This is a genomic window from Acinetobacter sp. KB005 (genome assembly GCF_049949095.1).
Taxonomy (GTDB): domain Bacteria; phylum Pseudomonadota; class Gammaproteobacteria; order Pseudomonadales; family Moraxellaceae; genus Acinetobacter; species Acinetobacter calcoaceticus.
In genome coordinates this window covers 2264386-2280257 of the sequence record NZ_CP188191.1, presented here as the reverse complement: position 1 = coordinate 2280257, position 15872 = coordinate 2264386, and the positions used below count along the sequence as shown (strand labels likewise).

At 37.7% G+C, this 15872-nt stretch carries 15 protein-coding genes and 1 riboswitch; of the genes, 7 read left to right on the top strand and 8 right to left on the bottom strand.

Annotated elements, in window-relative coordinates; all coding sequences use genetic code 11:
• Window position 1: 1 nt before the first annotated feature.
• The gene (locus tag ACPF64_RS10985; RefSeq protein WP_426453240.1) at window positions 2-127 is read right to left on the bottom strand and encodes a hypothetical protein; all 126 of its coding nucleotides are present in this window, start codon (window positions 125-127) and stop codon (window positions 2-4) included.
• A gap of 282 nt (window positions 128-409) precedes the next feature.
• Here ACPF64_RS10985 and ACPF64_RS10980 point away from each other — a divergent pair, with 282 nt between their 5' ends.
• Entirely contained in the window at window positions 410-2287 is a 1878-nt protein-coding gene (locus ACPF64_RS10980; RefSeq protein WP_426453238.1) for an AAA family ATPase, read from the top strand.
• A 78-nt stretch (window positions 2288-2365) separates the two neighbouring features.
• Here the strand turns inward: ACPF64_RS10980 and ACPF64_RS10975 are convergent, their stop codons facing one another.
• Window positions 2366-2722, bottom strand: coding sequence for a winged helix-turn-helix transcriptional regulator (locus tag ACPF64_RS10975; RefSeq protein WP_426453236.1), 357 nt, complete (start codon window positions 2720-2722; stop codon window positions 2366-2368).
• 92 nt (window positions 2723-2814) lie between these two features.
• Between ACPF64_RS10975 and ACPF64_RS10970 the strand changes: the two genes are divergently transcribed.
• Window positions 2815-3351 (top strand): NAD(P)H-dependent oxidoreductase, encoded by a 537-nt coding sequence (locus tag ACPF64_RS10970; protein WP_426453234.1) that lies wholly within the window; start codon window positions 2815-2817, stop codon window positions 3349-3351.
• 41 nt (window positions 3352-3392) lie between these two features.
• Here ACPF64_RS10970 and uca read toward each other — a convergent pair whose 3' ends face one another.
• The 4 genes from uca to ACPF64_RS10950 form a co-directional block, all read right to left on the bottom strand.
• Complete coding sequence (gene uca / locus ACPF64_RS10965) at window positions 3393-6998, bottom strand: urea carboxylase (protein WP_426453232.1); 3606 nt, start codon at window positions 6996-6998, stop codon at window positions 3393-3395.
• A gap of 2 nt (window positions 6999-7000) precedes the next feature.
• Entirely contained in the window at window positions 7001-7654 is a 654-nt protein-coding gene (locus ACPF64_RS10960) for an urea amidolyase associated protein UAAP2 (protein ID WP_017389307.1), read from the bottom strand.
• A 15-nt stretch (window positions 7655-7669) separates the two neighbouring features.
• Window positions 7670-8410, bottom strand: coding sequence for an urea amidolyase associated protein UAAP1 (locus ACPF64_RS10955; protein WP_426453229.1), 741 nt, complete (start codon window positions 8408-8410; stop codon window positions 7670-7672).
• A gap of 28 nt (window positions 8411-8438) precedes the next feature.
• Window positions 8439-8534: riboswitch (guanidine-I (ykkC/yxkD leader) on the bottom strand.
• 296 nt (window positions 8535-8830) lie between these two features.
• A complete protein-coding gene (locus tag ACPF64_RS10950) occupies window positions 8831-9781 on the bottom strand; it encodes a 3-hydroxyacyl-CoA dehydrogenase NAD-binding domain-containing protein (protein ID WP_426453227.1) in 951 nt (316 codons plus the stop codon).
• 204 nt (window positions 9782-9985) lie between these two features.
• On the opposite strand from ACPF64_RS10950, the gene yddG reads away from it, so the two are divergent.
• Window positions 9986-10912 (top strand): aromatic amino acid DMT transporter YddG, encoded by a 927-nt coding sequence (gene yddG, locus ACPF64_RS10945; RefSeq protein ID WP_426453225.1) that lies wholly within the window; start codon window positions 9986-9988, stop codon window positions 10910-10912.
• 32 nt (window positions 10913-10944) lie between these two features.
• On the opposite strand, the gene ACPF64_RS10940 is transcribed toward yddG, so the two are convergent.
• On the bottom strand, window positions 10945-12018 hold the full coding sequence (locus ACPF64_RS10940; RefSeq protein WP_426453223.1) for an alpha/beta hydrolase: 1074 nt from the start codon (window positions 12016-12018) through the stop codon (window positions 10945-10947).
• A 229-nt stretch (window positions 12019-12247) separates the two neighbouring features.
• Here ACPF64_RS10940 and ACPF64_RS10935 point away from each other — a divergent pair, with 229 nt between their 5' ends.
• Window positions 12248-12679: an SRPBCC family protein gene (locus ACPF64_RS10935; protein WP_426453221.1), complete on the top strand. Its 432-nt coding sequence runs from the start codon at window positions 12248-12250 to the stop codon at window positions 12677-12679.
• A gap of 362 nt (window positions 12680-13041) precedes the next feature.
• Window positions 13042-13275, top strand: coding sequence for a hypothetical protein (locus tag ACPF64_RS10930; protein ID WP_003651015.1), 234 nt, complete (start codon window positions 13042-13044; stop codon window positions 13273-13275).
• Between the two features lie 53 nt (window positions 13276-13328).
• On the opposite strand, the gene ACPF64_RS10925 is transcribed toward ACPF64_RS10930, so the two are convergent.
• The gene (locus ACPF64_RS10925; RefSeq protein WP_426453219.1) at window positions 13329-13883 is read right to left on the bottom strand and encodes a TetR/AcrR family transcriptional regulator; all 555 of its coding nucleotides are present in this window, start codon (window positions 13881-13883) and stop codon (window positions 13329-13331) included.
• A gap of 444 nt (window positions 13884-14327) precedes the next feature.
• Here ACPF64_RS10925 and ACPF64_RS10920 point away from each other — a divergent pair, with 444 nt between their 5' ends.
• On the top strand, window positions 14328-14837 hold the full coding sequence (locus tag ACPF64_RS10920) for a helix-turn-helix domain-containing protein (RefSeq protein WP_270902241.1): 510 nt from the start codon (window positions 14328-14330) through the stop codon (window positions 14835-14837).
• Between the two features lie 5 nt (window positions 14838-14842).
• Window positions 14843-15712, top strand: coding sequence for an IS3 family transposase (locus ACPF64_RS10915; protein WP_426456114.1), 870 nt, complete (start codon window positions 14843-14845; stop codon window positions 15710-15712).
• Window positions 15713-15872: the final 160 nt, after the last annotated feature.

Below are 15872 nucleotides of genomic sequence, written 5' to 3'. Positions count from 1 at the left end.
CTTATCCTTTTGTTTTAGGCGGCTGATTGTTTTGTTTGATATATACGCCTGCACGTACGCTGAACAATTCGACTAAAAAGGCTTTTACAGTTTGCTTTGGTTGAACCACGGGTTTTACATCGTTCATATCGCACCTCTAGTTTGGTATTACCAAATTCAGTTTTTGTATTACTGATAAGAGATGCAGAAAATGTGCCAGTTTTTAAGCATGGTTTTGATGGATTTGAGGGGCATTTATGAGTGTTTTTTGGGCAGTTTCTTTAAAATTGTGCAAAATCAGGGCAACTATGAGTTTTGTTACACTAAACAGAAAGTTGAACCAAAAACGCTAGTCTGATTGAGTAAATAAGTTTTAAATTAAAATTATTTTGTAATATCATAACATTAATGATTAAAATTTTATTTAAATATGAATGATAAATTATATTACTGGGCTGAGAGAATCGATAGTTATACTTCTGATAATAGAGAGGACTACGATAAGATTCTTGAAGTAAAAAGATTAAATTTTTTTATTGGTAAAAATAATGCAGGCAAAAGTCGCTTCCTAAGATCTCTTTTTACATCTAGTTTGAATATCAAGGATAATAATTTTTATGATTTCACTACCGAAATAAAAAATTTAGAAAAATTATTAGAAAATTTTAATGGAGATATTCTGATGAATAACAATTTTAGTTATTCTTACAGAACTGATCTTTCTAAATTAATTTCACATCTTATTAAAACTCCTAAATTTCCGCAGAATGTATATAAAAAACAATTTTTAGAAAATTTTTCTCACATTAGAAAATATAGTTTTGGAGGCTCAAAATCTTTTACCAATTCAATTACTGAGATCGATTTAATTCTTGAAAAAAATGAAAATATCCTTACAACCAATTCAGATATTGATAAAAAATATATTCCTATTTTACGTGGAATGCGCCCTGTAACAGATATGGAAAATAAGCATCCATATATTGAGCGTGCTCAAAAAGATTATTTTTCAAATTCTCAAAAATATAATTCTTCCAACATCATTACTGGTGAATGCTTATACTCTGATTTAAAAACTCATTTATTAGGTGAACCAGAAGAACGTGATTTAATTAAAAGTTATGAAGAAAAGCTTAGCCAATACTTCTTTGATAATGAACCAGTCTCACTTATTCCAAAGCATAATCAAGATGTTGTTAATATTAAAATAGGAAAAGATAAGCAATTCCCTATTTCACAATTGGGTGATGGTTTACAACAAGCTATTATTTTGACTTATGAAGCTTTCACCAAAAAAGATGAAATCTACTCTTTTTTTATAGAAGAACCTGAGTTGCATATGCACGCCGGCATGGTTCGCCAACTCATGAATTTTTATTTAAATGAAACTAATCACTATTATTTTTTTACTACACACTCGAATCATCTTTTAGATATGGCAGATGAATCGGACCAAGTTATTATTCAAAAATTTGTTAAACAGCCTAAATCTGAAGATCCAAAAGAATTTGAATTTAAAATTTACCGTTGTGATAGAGATCGGGACTTACTCGCTTCATTAGGCGTAAAACCCTCATCAGTCTATTTAGCCAACTGTACAATTTGGGTTGAAGGCATAACTGATCGTCTTTATATTACAAAATATATGGAAAAATATTTAAGTGAATTAGAAAATTTGGATCTTGAGCAATATAAGAAATATCGACGCTTCATGCCCAATTACCACTACACATTTGTAGAATACGCAGGAAGTAACTTAACACATTGGTCTTTTAGTGATGATTATGCGGATCATTTAGAAGATAAAGGCTTAAGTGCAAAAGCTGTTGCAAGTGAAATGCTATTAATCGCAGATGGCGATATTCAAGGAAAAGCTGATCGTGTGAAAATCTTAAGATCCGAACTAAACAAAGATAATTATTATATTTTAGAATGTAAAGAAACGGAAAATACTTTGCCTAAAGCATCAATAGTTCGAGTAGCAAAAGTCCGTTTTCCTCGTATGAAACCTGAGACTAAAAAGAGCTATGATATTTCACTTATTGACGGTATTACTGAGGAAAATTACTTTGATCATGCAAATTATGGAATCGGAAAATTAATTGATTCAAAAATAAAGAAACCGTCTTCTGCTACAAAAAAAACTGCATTTGCAGATGGTACTGGTGTAGGAACTATTAAATATAAGTTAGATTTTTGCCGCGAAATAATTAAGGATTTCGATGAAAATCCTGACTGGCAGCTTACACCTAAGGCAAAGATGCTTTGTGAAAGAATTTTTAGACATATAGAAAAATGTAATCAATAAATTAATTTAATAGTTCCTAATCACGTTTTCAAAAATTAAGGTATTGTTAGGAACTATCAATTTAATAATAGCCTAACCCTATGAGGCCTGACTAATCATCGTATGTGCCCATAACGATAAAGACTCTAAAACAGGTTTAAAAGATTGGCCTAATTCAGTCATTTCATACACCACTTTAATCGGTGCTTTTTCACCATAAACGGTTCTAGAGATTAAGCCACTTTGCTCTAATTGCTTGAGTTGAAGGCTTAATGTCATTTCTGTGATGGTTGGCATTAATTGATTGATTTCATTAAAACGTTTTGGCCCATCTTTTAGATAATACAAAATAACGCCTTTCCATTTTCCACCCACCAAATCCATAGCCATACTGATATGGCATGGATAAGTTTTTCCATTCATGATGATTTCACATTTATTTTCAGTATTTGCCATTTTTAACGCCACCTATCAACTTTGATAGTTATTGTACACCCATACTATAAAAATTATAGTGACTATGATTTTTATAGTTTAAAGGCACTCTCATGGCTTTACTTATTTTGGCTCATCCCTACTACGCTCAATCAATTGCAAATAAAGCAATTGTAGAGGAGCTTGTTAAAACCTATCCGGACCTCGAAGTTCGAGATATTTTCCAGCTCTATCCAGACTATAAAATTGATGTAAGTACTGAACAAGAAGCCTTGTTACGCCACGACACGATCATTCTGCAATATCCCATGTTCTGGTTTAATATGCCGGCAATTTTGAAATTATGGTTTGATGAGGTTTTTACTTACCAGTTTGCCTATGGCTCTCAGGGCGATAAATTAAAAGATAAAAAAGTCATTATTAGTATGACGGTCGGGCAAAAAGAAGCCGATATGGTGAATGATCGAGAAAACTTAATCGATAGCTTTTTAAAAGCAGTTCAATATTCAATTCAATATACGCAAATGCAGTTAAGCGCCACCTACTTGCTTTATGACGTTTCGCCTTTATCAGGTAATCCAGAGTCGAAAATTAAATTAGAAGCGATTGAACATGGTCTTAAAGTATTAAAGCATTTGACCGAAGCATAAAATTTAAAGAGAGCATCGATATTGATGCTCTCTTTTTAGGTTTAAGCGACAGGCGCCAAGGTAAATAGCACTTGTCCTGTTTTTACGGTTTGCCCTTTTTCAATGGTAATGGTTTCTACCTTCATGCGTTCGGGTGCAATAATTGGAATTTCAATTTTCATTGCCTCAATCACCGCAAGGGTTGCACCTTCTTCAACAATATCTCCCGATGCACATTCAATTTTCCAGATTGACCCCGGCATATGCGACTCAACTGCACAGCCCCCTTCAGGAATAACTACGGTTTCACCTTCATCAACAGCATCTAGACTTTCAGAGATATATTCTTGCAAACCTGCTTCATGCCAACGGCGGCGTTCAGCTTCGAAATTGGCTTGCTGAGTGTCTTTAAAGGCTTGAATGCTGTCTTGATGTGTTTTTAAAAACTCGTTGTATTCTTTTAAGTTGAGTACGCCATCTTCAATGCGAAGTTGTAGACGGCCTGCCTTAAAGTCTTCACGCATTTGCAGAAGTTCTGTTTCAGAGACTTCATAAAACTTAACTTGGTCAAAAAAACGCAGTAGCCATGGTTTGCCATCTTCGAAGTCGGCATTTTTACGGTAACGGCTCCACATTTGGGTGGTACGGCCAACAAACTGGTAGCCACCCGGCCCTTCCATACCATATACACACATATAAGCCCCGCCAATGCCGACGGCATTTTCAGGTGTCCAAGTTCGTGCTGGATTATATTTTGTAGTGACTAAACGTTGGCGTGGGTCGAGGGGTGTCGCAACCGGTGCGCCTAAGTACACATCGCCTAAACCCATCACTAAATAATTCGCACTGTAAACCACATCTTTAACCGCTTGCTTTGAAGCTAAACCATTAATTCGGCGAATAAACTCAATGTTATCTGGGCACCACGGTGCATCTGGACGAACAATTTGCGTATAACGTTCAGTGGCAAGTTGAGTTTGCGAATCTTCCCAAGCTAAAGGCAAATAGACAGTGCGTGAAGGCACCTGCATATTTTGAATGTCGGGTAACTCGGCTTCTGCTTGTTGAAGTTTTTGTAGAAGCTCCAGTTGATCGAGGTGGATTGAATCAAAATGAATTTGTAGTGAACGGATGCCTGGTGTTAGGTCGATAATGCCCTGAATGTTTTGATCTTTGACCCATTGCATGAGCGCATGGATACGGAAGCGTAAATTTAGATCAAGTACTAACTCACCATATTCCACCAACAAATAGCTATTTCCAGCTGGTCGATAGGTCACGCTTGGTAAGTCAGCTTCACCTTCTAAAGTTGCCAAAACAGCATCTTTTAAAGTGTCGGGTTCTGCTTGAATGGTTGGGTTGAAATCAATGCGAGTTGTATCAGTCGCGCTCAAACTTTGATGATATTTTTGATCGAGTGCTTTTGCTTGCGCGTAACTCACAGGCACAAATTTGACTTTATCGCCTGCTTTTAATTGCCCGATTTTCCAAAGCTCAGAATGAATCACCACCGCTGGGCAGACAAAGCCACCTAAGCTCGGACCATCTGGACCCAAAATAATTGGCATATCACCCGTAAAATCAATTGCACCAATGGCATAAGCGTTATCGTGAATATTAGAAGGATGTAAGCCTGCCTCGCCGCCATCTTCACGTGCCCACTCAGGTTTGGGACCAATTAAACGAATGCCTGTACGGCTTGAGTTATAGTGAATTTCGAACTCGTTGGCAAAGAAGGTATCAATATCTTGTTTGGTGAAAAAATCTGGCGAGCCATGTGGCCCATACATCACTGCAATTTCCCAGTTTTGGGTAAAGCTAGGAATTTGCGCTTGAGCCAATGCAGTGGTCGATTGAGCTGAATATTCAGTAATCGGCAGCATATCGCCAATTAATAAATTACGTCCCGCGTGTCCACCAAACTGCCCCAAAGTAAAAGTCGCCTGCGACCCCAAATATTCAGGAACATCGAAACCACCTTTAACGCCAATATAGCTACGGCAACCTGAACGAATGATGCCGCACTTTAAAATCTGGCCTTTTTTCACATTGATGGTTTGCCACATCGGCACCAATTCACCATCAAGTTTTGACAGCATATCACCGCCCGTAATCACAATTTGGCTGTCACAGTGAAACTTTAAAGTTGGTCCTTGCAAGGTGCATTCAAGCCCTGCCGTATTTGGGTCATTGGCCAAAAGCTGGTTTGCCACAGTTAAACTGAGTGGGTCGATCGCACCCGATGGCGGCACACCGACATCCCAATAACCTAATCGACCTGTTACGTCTTGAATAGCGGTTTGAATACCAGACTGCAACACCTCAATTTTTTGAGTTTTCCATTCAAATGTATTTAAAAAACGGGTGGTTTGAGTACCTAAAGCAAACACATCGCAAGCAATAATGTTTTGCAAATACTCCAAATTGGTTTCAATACCAGCCACTTGTGTATTTGCAAGACTAGCACTCATTGTCTGTATGGCTTGGTCCCGTGTTGCAGCAGTCACAATGATTTTGGCAATCATTGGGTCATAAAAAGACGACACCGTTGAACCGGTTTCTACCCATGTTTCGACCCGTGCTTGTGGGTCAAATTTAACATGCGTGAGTAAGCCCGCACTCGGCTGGAACTGTTTAATCGGGTCTTCGGCATAAAGACGAACTTGAATCGAATGTCCTATTGGCTCTAACTGTTCAATCGGCGCAGACCAATCACCACTTGCTAAAGTGACCATCCACTCAACTAAATCAACACCGAACACTTGCTCGGTCACGCCGTGTTCAACTTGCAAACGCGTGTTGACCTCTAAGAAATAAAACTCTTGGGTTTCGGTGTCCATGACAAACTCAACCGTGCCTGCCGAGCGATAGTTCACCGATTGCATGAGTTGAATCGCAACTTTTTGAAGGTAGTCGCGTTGCTGTTCATTTAAGTGTGGCGCGGGTGTTTCTTCAATGACCTTCTGATTACGGCGTTGCACCGAACAATCTCGCTCACCCAACGCTAAAACTTGCCCGTTCCCATCACCAAAAATCTGAACTTCGATATGGCGTGCATGTTGTACAAATTTCTCTAAATACAAACCTGCATCTTTAAAATTGACCTGCGCTAAATAAGACACGGTTTGATAGGCATCTTTTAACTCTGTTTCATTCCAGACCAAACGCATACCAATACCACCGCCGCCCGCGGTACTTTTAAGCATGACCGGATAACCAATACGGGCTGCTTCGGTCAAAGCTTCTGCTTCGTCTGCAAGGAGTGAACTGCCCGGAAGTAAAGGCACGTTGCTTTTAATAGCGAGTTCACGTGCAGTATGTTTTAAACCAAAATCAAGCATTTGGCTTGAAGTTGGCCCAATAAACGCAATACCTTGGCTTTCACACAAATCACAAAACTCGGCATTTTCAGACAAAAAACCATAACCGGGGTGAATGGCTTCTGCCCCCGACTGTTTTGCAACCTCAAGGATTTTTTCAATATTTAAATAGCTTTGATGAGCAGGCGCAGGCCCTATCAGGAAAGCTTCATCGGCCAAAGTCACATGTAACGAATCACGATCGGCTTCGGAGTAAACAGCAACTGAAGCAATACCGAGTTTTTTTAGGGTGCGAATTACACGACAGGCAATTGCACCACGGTTGGCAATTAGAACTTTTTTAAACATGCTTACACCCCTTCCGCTTCACGGACAACCAGTTGAATTTTGGTTGGGTTATAGGCATTACATGGGTTGTTCAGCTGCGGACAATTTGAAATTAAAACAATTAAATCCATTTCTGCCCGAACTTCAACATATTTACCCGGGCCTGAAATTCCATCATCAAATTTAAGCTGCCCGTCTGGAGTTACTGGCACATTCATAAAAAAGTTAATGTTGGGTCCGATATGACGAACATTTAATCCATGCTTTTTTGCAATTGGGTGTTTTGCCAAGGCATACATAAAATTATTACGGCAACTATGCATAGGATAAGTTTCATGTGCATAGCGAACCGTATTACTTTCACATGAACAAGCACCACCAATCGTGTCATGGCGACCACAGTTATCATCATGAATAACCGCAATTGGGCGCCCCAAGTTACTGTAGAGCTTCGTACCCTTTTCTAAATAAATGTGTTGGTTGATCGCCAAAGTATCCATTGCGCTATAACGCTCAGTTGGATTTTCGGCACTCATAAACAAAGTATCGACCGCTTGGTTTCCCTCAAGATCAATAATTCGAAAATATTGGCCCTTTTTAACCTCGCACATCCACGCTTCACCCGCAGGACAAACCTCATTTAAAACTGCTTTTTCAAATGATTGTAAAACTGTCATGATGCTTCTCCTGATTTAAATATTGCTAAGTGCGTAGTAGCGGGCTGTGTTTTGAAACGCACGCTGATTTTGCGAACATGCATGACGACAAATATCGCTGTCTGTTAAAGGATTGGCTTTAAATAAACTGAGTTGAATATCGGCAGGTTGATAGCTTGAACTGGTGTCTAAACCATGCGGCGCGGCAGATAAAAATAGCAGGCAGTCCATTTCAAAACGCAGCTCAATGCTTTGATCCGTGTTGTCAGAACTGACATATGACAAAGCACCGCTTTCATCTGCCGCAACTTTAGAAAATAGATTAACGGCGGCACTGAGGTCTTGGCTTGCAAGTCCGTATTTACACATCTCAATGAGTAAACTGTCTAAGCCATTTTGGTACATATCATTGCGGGCATCTTGAAATGTACGCGTTCCAAATTGCTTTTCAATTTGTTCTGGTCGGCTTGGGCCACAGAGTGCATCGTTCCAACCATGCTCATCATGAACAATTGAAGCCATGACACGACCAAGGTCTGAATAGAGCACATTGGATGCTTTTAAATAGGCTGTGTGTTGCCCTTTTAAACTGTCAGGCATGTTAAAACGTTCAAGCACATCGGCAGCATTTACACAAAACAAAGAAACGTTTGCTTGCGCGCCAAGCGATGTAAATCTAAGAATAGTTCCCTTTTGAATACGGCCCGACCAGTGATGTCCTCCGGGTAAAAGTTCGGTCCAAATCGCCTGATTGTTATGATAATTTGCAGTGTTCATAGCTACTCCTGTCGGATAGTTTTAGACTTCCTCCCGGGCTTTTATCCCTCCGTGTAGTTCGCTAGGAACCGTGAACTCTCGGTCCAGACATACATGAAGTATCGGAACCCTAGATCACTTTTGATTGTTTATGACTATGCAAAGGACATGCCAGCTTAGTATTACGTTTTTGATTAAAAGTAATACTAAATTTGAGCAATTTGGGTGCGGTTTAAAATAAAAAGTAAAAAATCTGCACTAAAAATTGTGCATTTCATAACATCAGTACCGCATCGACACCGCAGTAATTATCTCAATAGAGATTTGAGTAACAATTAATGAATGCACAGCAATTTTAATTAGGAATGTTTTTCTTATTGATCTAACAAAAAGCCAATCATCTCTACAGTAAAATGATTGGCTCTATTATGAAGACTGGTCTTAATCTAACTTGAGCTGCTGTCTGAGCTTTAAGATATCCACCAATCCTTTATCTCTGGTTTGGTATAAATCGATATCTTCATATTGTGTTAACAGCTGGTTGGTTTGTGTTTCTAATAAGTCTGTTGTCTCGTCTGAATGTTGAAATGCTTGCATATCGTTCCACCATTCTGTCATTGGTGGGCCTAAATGATGAATCGCCTCTTTAAAGCCCTTTTGGTTTGCAAGCTGCATATTAATGTAGGGACCAAATAGCGCCCATCTTAATCCCGGCCCACTGGTAATCGCGATGTCAACATCTTCGGCAGAGCACACGCCTTGTTCAACCAGTGAAAAGGCTTCTCGCCATAGCGCAGCCTGCAAACGGTTTGCGACATGCCCTTTGACTTCTTTATTTAATACGATTGGGTTCTTACCTAATTGTTTATAGAACTCGGAAGCCTGCTTCAAAACTTGTGAAGACGTCAAATTACCACCAACAATCTCAACCAAAGGTAAAAGATGAGGCGGATTAAAAGGATGGCCTAGTAAAATACGTTCAGGATGTCGGGCCTCTTTTTGAAAATCAGACACTTTTAAGCCTGAAGAGCTTGAAGCAATAATGGTATGTTCAGGGCAATATGAAGTGATTTCTTGATATAGTTTTTGTTTTAAATCCAGACGTTCAGGTGCATTTTCTTGAATAAAATCTACATCTGAAACTGCATCTTTTAAGTGATTAGAAATTTCCAGATTAAGTAATACATCTTGTAGAGAATGGCTATGCTCAGAGTTTCCATCCAAAGCTAATAAATCGTTTAGATTTGCATATATTCTTTTTTTAAAGACCGCTTCATCTATAGGATACGGGTCATAAACCTTAACTTTAAATCCTTTATGTAAAAATAAGGCGGTCCAACTTGCTCCAATTACACCTGCACCTACCACACCAACCGTTTTAATAACTTCCATATTTTCCTCGTAATAATGTTGTTTTACTCGAAATTTCTTTACCCAATTGAATGCTTAAATAAACATAGCAGATTCAACCAATCAATAAATTTAATTGTTTATATTTTATATAATTTGTCCTATATTCCCTATCTTGAAAATTTATTCCTTTCGCCAGCACAGCTTAATCTTTTACCATTTTCTAACCGTTATTTACTGAACTTTATGTCAAAAAATCTAGCAACATTGATTGGTTTAAGCGCCATTCTCATGTGGGCATCTATGGTCGGTCTGATGAAACAAGTCAGTGCCGCCATTGGACCTGAGCTAGGTGTTACGCTTATTTATTCTTTAAGTGCGCTACTGTTGCTTGCCATTTTCAAAGTTCCAGACTTTAAGCAGATTTCTAAAAAATATTTAATATTGGGTACAGTCCTGTTCGTTGCTTACGAGCTGTGTTTTTCATTTGCGATTGCTTATTCTCAAAGCCCTCAACAAGCAATTGAAGTTAGCATTGTTAACTATCTGTGGCCGAGTTTAACGGTTTTGGCTTTTGTTATTTTTAAGGAATTAAAGTTTAATTTTCTTATTATTCTCGGCTTACTTATTTCAATTTCAGGAATTATTTTTATTCAAACTGGAAGCGGTGATTTTAGTCTAAGTAGCATTGTCGATAATTTTCATAACAACCCTCTGAGCTATATTTTGGCATTTGTAGGTGCCATTATTTGGGCTTTTTACTGTGTACTCACCAAAAAAATGAGTAATGGGCAAAACCCGATCTCTATTTTCTTTGTTTGTGTCGCACTCACACTATGGCTCAAGCTGCTTCTCTCTGGGCAATTCGCCATTCCTTCAATGAATATTCCAACTGTAATCACCCTTTTAATTGCATCCGCTGCAATTGGCTTTGGCTATGCGGCATGGAACATTGGTATCATTCATGGAAACATTACCATGCTTGTGGTTGCCTCTTATTTCACCCCTATTATTTCGTCTATTTTGGCGATGTTTGTTTTACAAACTCAATTGTCCTTAAGCTTTTGGCAAGGAACAGCCATGGTTACGGCTGGTTCATTTATTTGTTGGATTTCAACCAACTGGTCTGTGATTCAACCTTTCTTTAAAAAATTAAGAAATAAAAAACCGTAACGAGCAGAATTAAAACGAGTCACAATTACTCGTTATTTCACCGTAGTGCTGTAAAAGCTATCAATGGCATCAACCATTTGAGATAAACCCGGTTGCTCTAATGGATAATGCCCTGCATTTTCCAATATTACGCTTTTTACAGGTACCTTCTGAATACGGCTAAGAAATGGTGTACTTAAATCAAGTGGAGTCCAACGGTCTTTTTCTGGTTGAGTTAACAAGACTGGGCACACATCAAACTCTTCAGGCGTCACTTCAGGTTTGTAATGTATATATGAGTCTAAAAATGTGAGTGAAACCGAGTTACCAGCCGAGGTTTTATCTTTCATAAAAGCCTTTAAAGCCTCTTTATTGTTCACCAAAGTACTCATTTTACTTGCCCAGCTCATTGGAATCCGCATCGAGGCCAGAGGTGTTTTGGCAGTTAAATGCGCAATTGGTGTCCCTACTCGACTCATAAATAAGTTACTTGCTACAGTGTCTGTAACCTTCTGGCTACTTGTGTCAAGAAAGGTCATTCCTACAATTGCTTTCACTTTTTTATTCTTTGCCGCAACGTGATATGTCAGCATTCCACCTGCGCTTAAACCATAAAGTACAATTGGACGACTATCTTTTGCTAATTCAATATCAATTAAATCACTACCAGCTTGTACCCAATCGTTATAGCTAATAACCTTGCCTTTACTAACTTGAGTGACACCATAGCCCGGCATATCGACTGCAATTGTTTCATATCCCCGATCAGCCAATGGTTTACCTAAAATCATCGACATTTGTCGGCCATTCGTACCTACACCATGAAATAAAATCACTTTAATTTTTGCATTTGGATTTCGATAAGTATCCAAATGGATGTTATTACCATTCCAAGCCCACCATTCTTCTTTTGGTAACTGGTCTTTAGGAATATGAAATTCGTGAGGAAGAAATTGTTCAATTTGTTGCCAAGCAGCTTGATTTTGATAACCCATTGCCGAATCTCCTGATTTTATTTCTTTAGCGGCAGATGCACTTGTGACACAGACTACGAGGCCTATTACACTCAGTTTACTTATGAAATACCCGATAACACCTGCGGGCTTTGTTGGTTGAACAGCATTCATTTTTGTTGTACTCGTTCTTATCCCAAGCATAGATATTAGGCGTTTAAATTTTAATTAACCATGTTAGGTTAAAGCAGATGTTTTAGTATTTAGGTCAATTGATAAATTCAGGGTCTGAGTGCTGAAGTCTTAAAACTCCGACGGATTAGAATTCCCCCATTGCCCAAAGCGTGCTAATATCCAAATTCTGACAATCACCAATGTCAAAATTATTTTCAGAGGGAACAAGATGTTAAAAACTCAAAAAATCAACATCGTACAAGAATTTGATGCACCCGTAGACAAGGTCTTTGCAGTCTTGAGTGAACATGAAAACCTAAGCAAACTTTTCGCTCCTGCTAAAGTGACTCGCATTAGCAACGGAAAAGACGCTCGTAATGGTGTGGGTTCTGCTCGTAAAATGTCTATACCATTTACACCTTCATTTGTAGAAACAAATTTAGTCTACAAAGAAAATGAACTGATCGAATATGCAATCACAAGCGGTATTAGCCCAATTAAAGGTCACCATGGTGTAATGAAGTTTATTGATTTGGGAAACAACCGTACTCGTTTGGATTACACCATTAGCTTTAAAGGTCGAGTGCCTTTTCTTGGCCCCATCATTAAAGCAGCTTTACAAAATGGCGTAAGTCGCGGACTTAAAAAACTTAAGTTTTAATCGCTAACTTAAAAAGTAAAAGGCCCTATCTAGGGCTTTTTATTTGTCCACAAAAACAAAAGCCGACTCGTTAAAGTCAGCTTAATACCACAGTGTGAGAAAATTGCTTAAGTAGTTATTGTTCGTGGCAATCTTCTATCTATTTTCTTTTTCTAACATTAATTTACACCTTGGTTATGACTGTTTGATTAAAAAGAAATCAAAAGTACCAAATAAAATGCAAATTAATTCACTCTTAATAAAATAAATGCAATTCAATTAACACTTGTTAAAAATGATGTATATCAACTACATCTTTAGAAATTTTCTAAAGTTTAGTATGCTGAAAATAACTTACTAATTAATAGAAAATAAGCAATACAATGGAACATCAGAGTTTGTTAAAGGAATTAAATTCGCTTATTGAATATTATTCCAAAAGAACAGATTGTCCACCTACCAGAATTCGTATAGGTTACAGAGCCTATGCCAAACTCATGCAGAATCCAAAATTTGCTGATGAAGTAACAAACTCTGCTTTAGATCCAAATAAACGTAAATATAAAAAGATGAAAATCAAAGTCACGAAAGATGACGATCAACTAGAGCTCGAATAAATAAAAAGCCCAATGATGGGCGTTTTACTTTTAGAAAGTGTGTGGATTTCTCTCTAAGACAGCATTATTAAAAAATAATCTAATAACTTGTCTCGCTCATCTACACTGTTTTTACTTAAAAGTTGAACCATTGCCCCATCAATCACAAACAAGAACATGTGGGCGTCTTGCATTGAAGCCGTAGTTTTGACGGTTAAAAGCAGTTTATAAATTTCGTTGATTAGCCAAGTTCTATATTCAATCACCACGCGATAGGCTTTTGGGTAGAGCTTTTCAATTTCAAAAATTGCTTTAAAGGGTAAATGATAAAAGCCATTTAAGTCGGCATGTAAAAGGTAAATCTGCTTGAGTTTATCAAGCACCATTTGCTCTTTGTATGAATTAAGAATGGAAAATACTTTTACTTTGAGCGCATCTTTTTGAAAAGTCAGACACATCTCGATCAGTCGTTCTTTTGAATGAAAGTCATTATAGAAAGTAGCTTTGGGAATTTTGGCTTCCGCAATAATTCGGTCAACGCCGACTTTATGAAAGCCATCTTGATTAAATAAATCTTTTGCTGCGTGAAGCACGCGCAGTGCTCTAAATGAAGATTCTAAATTTTTCATGTATACCGCTTAAAATAATTTTTTGTTGTATCTAAAAGAGATAGAAGTGCCGTCACTCTTAAAATGAGTACTAAAAACAGGCATGGATAAGCAGCACAAAAATGTGCCCTAAGCTATCTCAGGTTTTATTGTTGCTATGATTTTTTAGTCGTAACGATCTAAGGTCGTAGAAAACCTAGAGTCGGTTAAACCGTTTTAAAGACTGTTCAAGCGGTATGAATAGAGAGAGTTTGGCAAAGGCCAAAAATTGAGAAGAATTAGTACGCATAGCGGACTCCTTTGGCTATAAAAGAAGTTTCACCGCATTACTGCTAAATAATGGTGGTGAAACGAAAGAGGGTTAGCAGACTGGAGCCAAAGAATCCAGCACACCCGAGGGTGTCCCCCTCCGTTCCTGAACTGCACCCCATAAGTTAGACTTTTTAAACTTATAAGGTGTGACCTATGCCAGTTCCAAAGCATTCAAAAGAGTTAAAACTCAAAGTAATTCAGGCTTATTTAGATGGTAGTAAAGGCTATAAAATTCTTTCCAAAGAGTTTAATGTAGATCTCCAAACCATTCGGTTATGGATTGAAAACTATAAGGCACATGGTACTGATGGGCTTAATATTAAAATTCAAAAAACTTATTATTCTTCAGAATTTAAAATCAATGCAATACAAATGCTTCTTGATAAGATACCCGTAAGAGAAGTAAGAAGACGGTTAAATCTGAGCGGGACGTCAATTTTAAGAAGATGGCTAGCTCTGTATCATAAAGAAGGGATTGCTGGGTTTAATACTAAACGGACTTATACCAATATGACTAAGCAAGATAAAACTAAAACAGTGAAACCAACAAGAGATGATAAAGACAAGTCTCAGCAAGAGCTCATTGATGAGCTTACAGCTTTACGCGCAGAGGTCGCTTTTTTAAAAAAGCTAAAAGCCTTAAAACTGAAGCAACGTACTTAAATTCAATTTGTACTGCAGACAGTGTTCAAATTATTTCAGAATTAAGGCAAATTTATCCATTAAAGCTCTTACTCAGTATTGCCAAGATAGCCCGTAGTACTTATTTCTACCACATGAAAGCTGTACGTACTAATGATAAATATACTGAGTTAAAACAGCAGATTAAGTCCATATACCATAAGCATAAGGGATGCTATGGCTATCGTAGAATTACTCTTGCTCTGAAAAGTACAGGAATAATGATTAACCATAAATGTGTATATCGACTCATGAAAACTATGGGACTTAAATCACGTATCAGAGCACTAAAATATCGCTCATATAAAAGTGGTTGTGTCGGGATAGTGGCTGATAACGTTTTAAAACGGCAATTTAAAGCAAATCGACCAAATCAGAAATGGGCAACTGATGTAACGGAATTTAATGTGAACGGTGAAAAACTTTACCTATCCCCGATTATCGATTTATTTAATGGGGAAATTATTACATTCCGAATCCAACGCAAACTCAATTATGAGTTAGTAAAAGATATGCTCATTCATGCTTTGGCTAAACTTAAACGACATGAAAAACCAATTCTCCATTCCGATCAAGGATGGCAATATCAAATGGCTCATTACCAACAGCAACTAAAACAACATGGTTTAATTCAAAGTATGTCTCGTAAGGGAAATTGTTTGGATAATGCTGTAATAGAAAGCTTCTTTGGAATATTAAAATCGGAATGCTTTCATGGTGAAAAATTTCAATCAATTGATGAATTAGAGAAAGCTATACAAGAGTACATTCATTATTATAATCATGAGAGAATCAAAGTGAAGCTACAAGGTTTATCCCCTGTACAATATAGAAATCAGTTTTTAAAAACTGCTTAATTAACTGTCCAACTTTATGGGGTCAGATCATTCCACCGTAAAAGGGGCACACAGGGATTTCCACAAAAAAGTTAGACTTTTTCGTGTACTTTGGCTGATGGTCTGCTAAAACCAACTGGCAATGTAGGCCAGCACGCAAAGGATAGTATTCGCACTTGTT

Coding starts and splice junctions, on each gene's coding strand:
- ACPF64_RS10985 (WP_426453240.1), bottom strand. CDS start 127: ATGAACGATGTAAAACCCGTGGTTCAACCAAAGCAAACTGTAAAAGCC.
- ACPF64_RS10980 (WP_426453238.1), top strand. CDS start 410: ATGAATGATAAATTATATTACTGGGCTGAGAGAATCGATAGTTATACT.
- ACPF64_RS10975 (WP_426453236.1), bottom strand. CDS start 2,722: ATGGCAAATACTGAAAATAAATGTGAAATCATCATGAATGGAAAAACT.
- ACPF64_RS10970 (WP_426453234.1), top strand. CDS start 2,815: ATGGCTTTACTTATTTTGGCTCATCCCTACTACGCTCAATCAATTGCA.
- uca (WP_426453232.1), bottom strand. CDS start 6,998: ATGTTTAAAAAAGTTCTAATTGCCAACCGTGGTGCAATTGCCTGTCGT.
- ACPF64_RS10960 (WP_017389307.1), bottom strand. CDS start 7,654: ATGACAGTTTTACAATCATTTGAAAAAGCAGTTTTAAATGAGGTTTGT.
- ACPF64_RS10955 (WP_426453229.1), bottom strand. CDS start 8,410: ATGAACACTGCAAATTATCATAACAATCAGGCGATTTGGACCGAACTT.
- ACPF64_RS10950 (WP_426453227.1), bottom strand. CDS start 9,781: ATGGAAGTTATTAAAACGGTTGGTGTGGTAGGTGCAGGTGTAATTGGA.
- yddG (WP_426453225.1), top strand. CDS start 9,986: ATGTCAAAAAATCTAGCAACATTGATTGGTTTAAGCGCCATTCTCATG.
- ACPF64_RS10940 (WP_426453223.1), bottom strand. CDS start 12,018: ATGAATGCTGTTCAACCAACAAAGCCCGCAGGTGTTATCGGGTATTTC.
- ACPF64_RS10935 (WP_426453221.1), top strand. CDS start 12,248: ATGTTAAAAACTCAAAAAATCAACATCGTACAAGAATTTGATGCACCC.
- ACPF64_RS10930 (WP_003651015.1), top strand. CDS start 13,042: ATGGAACATCAGAGTTTGTTAAAGGAATTAAATTCGCTTATTGAATAT.
- ACPF64_RS10925 (WP_426453219.1), bottom strand. CDS start 13,883: ATGAAAAATTTAGAATCTTCATTTAGAGCACTGCGCGTGCTTCACGCA.
- ACPF64_RS10920 (WP_270902241.1), top strand. CDS start 14,328: ATGCCAGTTCCAAAGCATTCAAAAGAGTTAAAACTCAAAGTAATTCAG.